Here is a 9,589-nt window from a genome sequence, read left to right on the forward strand (position 1 = left end):
GTCAGAAGGTTAATTCTGTTTCCAGCAGCGTCAGGATGCTTTGTGCATCTTGCGCGGCGAACAGCGACTGGCGGAAGTTTTTATTCACCAGTTTGCGCGCCAGCTGCGAGAAGACTTTCACATGGTTCATCCCTTCGTTAGCACCCAACGTCAGCATGATCACCAGTTCGACTTCGCCCATTTCTGACTGCCAGTCAACCGGTTTCACCAGCCGGGCAATGCTGATACTGGAATGACGGATCCACTGAGATTTGGTGTGCGGGATCGCTACGCCAAAACCAACGCCGGTGGTAACAATCTCTTCCCGTTGCCAGACATCCTCTTCCAGCTCGAACGGATGTTCAGTGCGCCCGTTAACGCCGAGGTTACCGCACAGGAACTGGATCGCCTGCTCTTTATTGCTAAAGGCCTGATCAACGAAGATATTCTCCAGCGCCAGCAGCGGGCGAACGTCTTCTTCCGGCGTAAAGGCGGTGAGTAACGCTTCAATCTCCTGCGCGCTGCGACATTCACACGCCTGACGCGCCAGTTCCCGACACGCCTCGCTATCCAGTTGACGAAGCTGGCTTTTCACCGCCGGAATGCGCGGGCTACTCATACTCAGCTCATCCAAGCCCAGCCCAAGCAGTAGCGGCAGATAACGACTTTCACCGCCCAGTTCACCGCAAATACCTACCCATTTTCCGCGCTGATGCGCAGTGGTAATAATCTGCTGCAACATGCGCAGGAACGATGGCGTAATCGGGTTATACAGCGGCGATACGCGCGGGTTATTACGATCGACCGCATACAGATACTGGGTCATATCGTTAGAACCGATACTGAAGAAATCGACCTCATCGCAGAAGTGGTCGATGATGTAGCACACCGACGGCACTTCCACCATGATACCCAGCGTAATCGTCTCTGCATGACGCAGGCCATCGCGCTTAAGCTCAACGATCGCTTTTTGGATCTCGCCCTTCACCCATAAGATCTGATCGAGGCTGTGAACCATTGGGATCATCAACTGGGCGTTGCCGAAACTGGCGGCGCGCAAAATGGCCCGCAGTTGAGTGCGGAACAGGCCAGCAAATTCCGGGTAAATACGTACCGCGCGATAGCCGAGGAACGGGTTCTCTTCCTGGGGAATGTTGAGATAAGGAATGCTTTTATCGCCGCCGATGTCCATCGTGCGGAAGATAATCGGCTTGTCGCCCGCTGCCAGTAGCACCTGCTGGTAGGCTTCAAATTGCTCCTGCTCGTCCGGCGCGCTGTCGCGATCCATATAGAGCATTTCGGTACGGAACAGCCCGACGCCTTCCGCGCCGTTGGCAAACGCGCCAGGCGCTTCCAGAGCGGTGCCAATATTCGCCGCGATATCAATGCGCTTGTTATCACGGGAATAGGCCAGCTGCGCGGCAGCCTGCGCCTGCTGCTGCTGACGTTTATCTGCCAGCGTCTGCGCAACCTGATAATAACCGCTCACCGCGTCATCAGGATTAATCGCCAGCACGCCGCACTGGGCGTCAAGCACTGCCGGTTGCCCGGCATAGCGCGCGATCGCATCCAGCGGCAAGCCACTTAGTACCGGGATCGCCGAGGCGCGGGCCAGAATCAGGGTATGCGAGGTGCGCCCGGTTTTCTCCAGAATCATGCCCGCAAGATTTTTTAAATCGAGGCTCAAAAACTGGCTTGGGGTTAAATCCTCGGCCACCAGAATAGTCGGTTTTTCCAGCACCAGATTGTTGCGCGGCTTCAGTTCCGGCCAGGTGATATGCAGCAACTGTTCGCTGATATCGCGAATGTCGCTGACCCGCTCGCGCAGATAATCGCTGGCAGAAGCAGATAGTTTGGCGCAAACCTGCTCCATATTGCTGATGATCGCCGCCCCCAGTCCCTGATGCTGTTCTGCCATAAGGCGACGGATATTGCCTGCAAATTCATCATCCTGAATCAGCGACAAATGGGCGCTGAGGATAGTTTTGCTTTCGCCGTCACGCTCGCGCAGTTGCTGGTTCAGTTGCTCGGCAAGCGTTGCCAGGCTGTGCTCCAGCCGGGTGGAGTCTTGCGCACTGGCCGGGATTGCCCGATAACTGTCGAGGCTGTCGCTCTGTAACAGGGTCAGCGTACCCACGCCGACGCCGCTTGCCAGCACATTGCCGTACAGTAAATCAGGATTCAGACGGCTTAATGAACGCGGCAGCGGATGCGCCGTCAGTTCTACCTGCGTTGGCTGGACGCTGTCGCTGTCGATAAAGCGCACCTGGATGTACTCTTCCAGCACGCGCCGCGCCTGCTCTTCATCGCTGCCGCTAATGTTCAGGCTGCAACTGTCATTAAATAGGGTGCCGGTGCCAATCAGCGCCAGCGAGCTTTTCGCATCTGCCTTTGCGTTCTGGCGATGGTTGATGAAGGTGATTTCGCTTTGCCACTGGCTGCACTGTTCTTTAAGTTCCCACGCCGGACGAGCATGCAGACCGTTAGGCAGAGGACAGAGAAATTGAATCGTTAGCATAACCGCTCCGGGTTAATCAGGAGATCATCTGAAATCCGTCAGTTGAACAACCGTCTCACGCGTAAGACGTTGAATAAGGGCAGATAAAAGTTGCTGCATCTGCAAAATGTCGCGACAATCGGCAATCGATGCCGCGCAATGTCCGTGGCGGGTGGCAGGCCCCATCACCACTGTGGGTACGCCAGTGCCGGTTAAGTGCACCGCCCCACCGTCCGTGCCACCGTTGCTGAACATATCCGCCTGCAACGGCACGCCAATTTCTGCCGCCACGGTTTCAATCCACGCGGTAAGTTTTGGCGGCGCAATCAGCGATTTATCGCTTAACACCAGCATCGGGCCGTTACCAATCTGACGATGGTTAGCCGCGCCATAATCAAAGTTTTTCGCCCAGCAGGCGGTATCAAGCACAATGGCGACATCCGGCGACACCGCGCGGGTGGCAGTTTGCCCGCCGCGTAATCCCACCTCTTCGCTGGAGCTGGCCACCAGCCACACTTCCGCAGGCAGTTCGGCATCATGCAGCTCACGTAGTAACGTCACCAGCAGATAGCAACCGAGGCGGTCATCAAAGGCTTTCCCCATCACTCGCTGGTGGGGTAGAACCTGAAAAGTGGTATCGAAGGTGACGCGATCGCCTGGACGAATTCCCGCCTGCATCACTTCGTCATACGAGCGCGCGCCAATGTCCACGCGCATGGCGCTAACATCATTCCCCTGCCGGTCGTCGTCAAGCAGGCCTGGAATTTTGCACTCTTCACGGGTGGTGATGCGCACCGGCTGCAGCTGGCGGGCAGCCATGCGCACATTGCCAACCGGCAGCACGTCAATAGCCCCTTCGCGGGAGATGCTGCGCACCATAAATCCCACTTCATCCATATGCGCACAGATCATCACCTTCGGACCTGTCGACTCATTGAGTCGGATCAGCACCGATCCCAGCCCATCAAATCGCACTTCTTTTTGCAGGCGATCCGCTTCTTCCAGCAGGATCTGCCGTACTTCCTGTTCCGAGGAGGCGATCGCATCTGCCTCGCTCAACGCTTTTAATAGCGATAAATCCATTATGCCTCTCCCGTGAGCAACACTGTTTTCGGCATGGCGTAGAGCACTTCTGCTCCTTGCGGGGTAACCAGCACAACATCTTCGATGCGCACGCCCCCTTGCCCTGGCAAATAAATCCCCGGCTCCACGGTCAGCAACATGCCTGGCTGTAGCGTCGTGGTGTCCCGCGGTGAAAAACGCGGATCTTCATGGACTTCAATGCCGATAGCGTGACCGGTGTTATGACCGAAATAGTCGCCATAACCTGCTTCTGTAATGACCCGGCGCGCGGCGTCGTCAACCTGCTGGCAGCGCACGCCGGGGCGAATTGCAGAGATTGCTGCGAGCTGTGCTTGCAGGACAATCTGATAGACGTTAAACAGCGGGTGGGATTCGGCACTTACCCCTTCGCCATTCACCAGCAAGGTGCGCGTCATATCAGAGCAGTAGCCCTGATACAGCGCACCAAAATCAAGAGTGACAAACTCGCCCGCTGCAACAATCTTGTCGCTGGCTTTACCGTGCGGCAGCGCGCCACGCCAGCCGCTGGCGACAATGGTATCGAAAGAGGCTTTTTCTGCGCCCTGCTGGCGCATAAACCACTCCAGTTCAGCGGCTATCTCGCGCTCGCTCATCCCCGCCTGAATAAAGCGGCGAATATGCTCAGCACCGCGATCGGCAATCCCACAGGCGAGGCGGATTTTCTCCACCTCCTCTGGCGTTTTGATTTGCCGCAGCACATCCGGCGTGGCGCTAACCAGTTTCGCATTGAGTTCAGACTGCCAGCGGTGCGCGGTTTCCCAACTCACCTGCTGGCCTTCAAAACCGAGCGTTTGCAACTGCTCATCGGCAATGATTTGATTGACGATAGTGGTAAGCGTGTTCGTCGCGTCAAGCAAATGCAGCTGGTAGCCTTGCGTGCGGGCTTCTACATCCGCGTAGTAGCGCGAATCCACCAGAATGTGCGCACTTACACGGCTAATCACCACATAGCCTGATCCGGTGGAGATCCCCAGATGCGGCTGTTTGTTCTGCCGTGAGGAGAGAAGCACCGCATCCAGTTGTTGCGCCTTAAGCCAGTCGCGCAGCGAAGCGAGTAATGTCATCAGGATTGTCCTTCTTACAGGCTATCGATTAACAATTTGCCTTTACGGAACATCATCAGACGCAGGAACACCACCATCAGCGCAGTAATGACTGCCCCCAGCGCGATCCCCGCCATGTAGACGCCGAGGTTAGTGACCAGTGGCCATGCCCAGATAGCGGATTCCGGGAACCATTGCACTGCGCCCAGCCAGACTGCAGCGGTTGAGCCGACAATCGCGCCAACCATATAGGACGGAATGGCGGTGATGGGACTTTCCAGTGCAAACGGAATCGCACCTTCACTGATCCCCATAAAGGCAAGGAACATGGCGGTTTTACCCTGCGGATAAAGCTGAGCGTTGAACAGGCGTTTGCCGGTTAAACGACGGTCAATAATGGTCGCCAGACCCAGACCAATCGGCGGAATAACAATAGCGATGGAACGTGCGGTGACCGGTAATACGTGGTCCGTGGTAAAGCTGAAGGCAACGAAACCTGCGGCTTTGTTGATCGGGCCACCAAGGTCGATTGCTGTCGCCGCGGCGATCCCCATCGCATACATTAGCGCGCCCTTCTCACCTGCGGCAGTCAGCACGGCACGAATACCGCCGTTGATCCAGCCACCAAAGGGGGTGATGACGTAGTACATCGCCAGCATGACAAAAATGGCGGAAAGAATCGGTAGCAAAAATGTGGTTTTGAACGCTAACAGGAAATCCGGTAACTGGATTTTCTGGTTCATCCACTTCACAAGGTAACCCGCAACGATAGAAATAATCAGGGCACCAATGAAGGTGGACGGCACCGGCGAAGAGGTCGCCCATTGCATCGTGCTGGGATCGAAGTTCAGCAGTTGCGTCGGCTGGGTAGACATCAAGCCGCCGATAAAACCAGCCGGGAACGCCAGTTTGCCACCGATAGAGTTCGCCACAAATGCAGCAAACATCGGAATGGCGAAACCAAACAACACGCCGCCGAAGGATTGCGACAGCCAGGCAAATTTCAGTAAGGAAAGGTCGAAACCGGAGAATTTCCCGCTATTAAGAGCATCCATGATGCCGATATCAGCAGGAATTTTAAGCCAGCTATAAGCAATCAGCTGGCTGAAAGCGAGGATCACACCACCCATAATTAAGGTCGGCACCATGCGTGAAATCCCTGACATCACATGCTGCGGGAGTTCACCCCAGAAGCTGCTTTTAGAGGCCTGCGGATTCTTAACTGCCGCTGCCGCACCGGATGCGCCAGGCACAACGGTTGCACTGCGTTTTTTAATGGCCATAACAATTATCCCTGTCGAATATTACTGTTGTTCAGAGGCAATCATCTCTTCGATTTCTTTGATGATGCCCGCAGCGTTTTTAATTGCGTCCTGCAAAGTGATTTCATAAACGTCGCGTGATTCGAAACGTTCGTTATCTTCCGGGGTAACCGCCACGGAGTGGATGATGATGGTCGCTTCGGCGATATCCTGCGCGGTCAGGCGATTCTGGATGCCGTCCGCGCCCTGAGTTTCAATTTTCACTTCATAGCCTGCTTCCACCGCCGCTTCTTCCAGCGCCTGGGCTGCCATAAAGGTGTGAGCCAGACCCATCGGGCAGGCACATAAAGCAATCAGTTTCTTACTCATCGTTAATTCCTCGTTCAGTGATAGTTGACGAGTGAAATTATGAACGTGCAAAACAAATCGCCGTTACCAGACAAATAATGCATTTACTGGAGAATTAATCCCGCTGTACGGAAGTGTGACGCAGGTCGGCCTTGTGAGGAGGACACAAAGAAAAATTGAATTAACTGTATGATTTAAAAGATTATCGGGAGAGTTACCTCCCGATATAACAGGAAGGATTTACAGAATGTGACCTAAGGTCTGGCGTAAATGTGCACCGGAACCGAGAAGACCCGGATTGTCATGGACGATGAGATACACCGGAATATCATGGACATATTCTTTAAAGCGCCCTTTATCTTCAAATGCGGCACGGAAACCAGAGGCTTTGAAGAACTCAAGGAAGCGCGGCACGATACCACCCGCAATAAACACGCCGCCAAATGTCCCGAGATTGAGCGCCAGATTGCCGCCAAAACGGCCCATAATGACGCAAAACAGCGACAACGCGCGGCGGCAATCGGTGCAGCTGTCAGCCAGCGCACGTTCGGTAATATCTTTTGGCTTGAGATTTTCTGGCAGGCGGTTGTCGGCTTTCACAATCGCGCGATACAAATTCACCAGCCCAGGACCAGAAAGCACGCGCTCTGCCGAAACATGACCAATTTCTGCACGCAGTATTTCGAGGATAATGCCCTCTTCTTCACTATTCGGCGCAAAATCAACGTGACCGCCTTCGCCTGGCAAGCTTACCCAACGCTTATCGACATGGACCAGATGCGCAACCCCAAGCCCCGTTCCGGCACCGTAAACCGCAATAGGCTTACCTTCGACCGGTTCTGCGCCACCAAACTGAATCAGATGCTCTTTTTTCAGCATCGGGATCGCCATCGATACAGCGGTAAAATCGTTAATAATTTCCAGATGGCTAAAACCGAGATTCTTTTTCATTTCGGCAATTGAGAACGCCCAGGTATGGTTGGTCATTGCCACCCAGTCACCGGTAATTGGGCAAGCAATGGCAATACAGCCGTCTTTCACCTCGACCTTATGTTCTTCAAGATAAACGCGAATGACCGCTTCGAGGCTGGGGTAATCAAGCCCTGAATAGGTCTTAGCCTGCGAGATTTCACCACTGGCAATATCACACAGAGCAAGACGTGCGTTGGTGCCGCCCACATCACCGACTAATGCATACTTTGTCATTCTTCAACTGCTCCGCTAAAGTCAAAATAATTCTTTCTCACACTGTAAATACCTGGGGGCATAACAACAACGCCGGAAAGGCAGGCTCCCTGTAAATATCGATCTGGGTCACACAATTACTTTATCGTTTCAGCACCAATTGCAGCGATGCCTTTTTGCAAGCTGGGCAAACTAAGTATCTGACCCCGCATAAGGAATAGAACATGCTCCATCCGCGAGCCAGAACCATGTTGTTATTATCGCTCCCCGCCGTGGCAATTGGGATTGCGTCCAGTCTTATTCTGATTGTGGTGATGAAAATCGCCTCGGTATTACAGAATTTGCTCTGGCAACGACTGCCGGGAACTCTGGGGATAGCTCAGGATTCACCTTTCTGGATCATCGCCATATTAACGCTAACAGGTATTGCGGTGGGGTTGGTTATCCGTTTCAGCCAGGGGCATGCTGGACCAGACCCCGCCTGTGAACCGCTGATCGGCGCACCGGTTCCGCCCTCTGCGCTACCTGGACTTATCGTAGCATTAATTCTCGGTCTTGCTGGCGGCGTCAGCCTGGGGCCGGAACATCCGATCATGACCGTCAATATCGCCCTTGCGGTTGCCATTGGCGCTCGTCTGTTACCGCGCGTCAACCGAATGGAGTAGACTATTTTAGCCTCTGCCGGCACCATCGGCGCGCTGTTTGGCACACCTGTTGCGGCGGCGTTGATATTTTCGCAAACCTTAAATGGCAGTAGTGAAGTTCCGCTATGGGATCGTCTTTTTGCGCCATTAATGGCGGCAGCAGCTGGTGCACTTACTACCGGATTATTTTTCCATCCCCATTTTTCACTGCCCATTGCGCATTACGGACAAATGGAAATGACCGATATTCTCAGCGGTGCAATTGTCGCGGCGATTGCCATCGCAGCAGGGATGGTCGCCGTATGGTGCTTACCACGGTTGCACGCGATGATGCATCAAATGAAAAATCCGGTGCTCGTGCTGGGTATTGGCGGATTTATTCTCGGTATTCTGGGGGTTATTGGTGGACCAGTTTCGCTGTTTAAAGGGCTGGATGAGATGCAGCAGATGGTGGCAAATCAGGCTTTCAGCACCAGCGATTACTTTTTGCTGGCGGTAATTAAACTTGCCGCCCTGGTCGTTGCTGCCGCCAGTGGCTTTCGCGGTGGGCGAATCTTCCCGGCAGTGTTTGTCGGCGTGGCATTAGGGTTGATGCTGCATGAGCACGTTCCCGCCGTTCCAGCAGCAATAACCGTTTCCTGCGCTATTCTCGGCATCGTGCTGGTGGTAACACGCGATGGCTGGTTAAGTCTTTTTATGGCGGCAGTCGTTGTACCCAATACCACATTGCTACCGCTGCTCTGTATCGTCATGCTTCCGGCATGGCTGTTATTAGCAGGTAAGCCGATGATGATGGTCAATCGTCCGAAGCAACAGCCACCCCACGATAACGTTTAGCAAAAAATGCTCTCCTTTATGATTTAAGAGTTATGGCGATGATACGGGGCTTTACCTCCCCGTAATATTGCGTTAACAGGCCGCTGACGGCTTCGATCGTGAAGGAGAATAACAATGTTCAGGTCACTGTTTCTGGCGGCCGCCCTGATGGCATTTACCCCGCTTGCGGCAAACGCAGGTGAAATCACCCTACTGCCATCAATCAAATTACAAATTGGCGATCGCGATCATTACGGTAATTACTGGGACGGTGGTCACTGGCGCGACCGTGACTACTGGCATCGCAATTATGAATGGCGTAAGAACCGCTGGTGGCGTCATGATAATGGCTACCATCGTGGCTGGGATAAGCGTAAAGCGTATGAGCGTGGCTATCGTGAAGGCTGGCGCGATCGTGACGATCATCGTGGAAAAGGCCGCGGACATGGACATCGCCATTAAACACATTCGCCAATGGAGCACAATGCCTGATGCGACGCTAGTTGAACTGCACCCCAAATGTTGGACATAATCTGACATCTGAAGGTGCAGTTTATGAAACATTCATTTGAAGTAAAACTTGCCGCTGTAAATCATTACCTGGCCGGTCATGCAGGCATCATTTCTACGGCAAAACTCTTTCAACTTTCTCACACCAGCCTCTCACACTGGATTAATCTTTTTCTTCTTCACGGTCCTCGGGCACTGGAT

Annotated in this window: 8 protein-coding genes and 1 pseudogene; 3 read left to right on the top strand and 6 right to left on the bottom strand. The window is 53.8% G+C overall.

Going from position 1 to position 9,589, the window contains the following annotated elements; genetic code table 11:
* Window position 1 precedes the first annotated feature (1 nt).
* From ptsP to glk, 6 genes are all read right to left on the bottom strand, one after another.
* Window positions 2-2,497, bottom strand: a complete 2,496-nt coding sequence (gene ptsP, locus ACJHXB_RS22330) for a phosphoenolpyruvate--protein phosphotransferase (protein WP_000955919.1) — start codon at window positions 2,495-2,497, stop codon at window positions 2-4.
* 24 nt (window positions 2,498-2,521) lie between these two features.
* On the bottom strand, window positions 2,522-3,559 hold the full coding sequence (gene ypdE / locus ACJHXB_RS22335) for an aminopeptidase (RefSeq protein WP_000366016.1): 1,038 nt from the start codon (window positions 3,557-3,559) through the stop codon (window positions 2,522-2,524).
* Entirely contained in the window at window positions 3,559-4,644 is a 1,086-nt protein-coding gene (gene ypdF / locus ACJHXB_RS22340; protein WP_000173295.1) for an aminopeptidase, read from the bottom strand. Before ypdF ends, ypdE begins: the two co-directional genes overlap by 1 nt.
* A 14-nt stretch (window positions 4,645-4,658) precedes the next feature.
* Window positions 4,659-5,906, bottom strand: a complete 1,248-nt coding sequence (locus ACJHXB_RS22345) for a PTS fructose transporter subunit IIC (protein ID WP_000985320.1) — start codon at window positions 5,904-5,906, stop codon at window positions 4,659-4,661.
* 21 nt (window positions 5,907-5,927) lie between these two features.
* A complete protein-coding gene (locus tag ACJHXB_RS22350; RefSeq protein WP_000038456.1) occupies window positions 5,928-6,254 on the bottom strand; it encodes a PTS fructose transporter subunit IIB in 327 nt (108 codons plus the stop codon).
* Window positions 6,255-6,473: 219 nt separating this feature from the next.
* Window positions 6,474-7,439 (bottom strand): glucokinase, encoded by a 966-nt coding sequence (gene glk, locus ACJHXB_RS22355; RefSeq protein WP_000170355.1) that lies wholly within the window; start codon window positions 7,437-7,439, stop codon window positions 6,474-6,476.
* A gap of 203 nt (window positions 7,440-7,642) precedes the next feature.
* Between glk and ACJHXB_RS22360 the strand changes: the two are divergent.
* The 3 genes and pseudogenes from ACJHXB_RS22360 to ACJHXB_RS22370 form a co-directional block, all read left to right on the top strand.
* Window positions 7,643-8,899: pseudogene (locus ACJHXB_RS22360) on the top strand (ion channel protein).
* A gap of 114 nt (window positions 8,900-9,013) precedes the next feature.
* Window positions 9,014-9,340: a DUF2502 domain-containing protein YpeC gene (gene ypeC, locus ACJHXB_RS22365; protein WP_000490072.1), complete on the top strand. Its 327-nt coding sequence runs from the start codon at window positions 9,014-9,016 to the stop codon at window positions 9,338-9,340.
* 93 nt (window positions 9,341-9,433) lie between these two features.
* Window positions 9,434-9,589: helix-turn-helix domain-containing protein (locus tag ACJHXB_RS22370; RefSeq protein ID WP_001521991.1), on the top strand; the 156-nt coding region annotated here is incomplete at its 3' end.

Source organism: Escherichia sp. WS3227_2 (genome assembly GCF_046486495.1).
In the GTDB taxonomy this organism is placed as follows: domain Bacteria; phylum Pseudomonadota; class Gammaproteobacteria; order Enterobacterales; family Enterobacteriaceae; genus Escherichia; species Escherichia coli.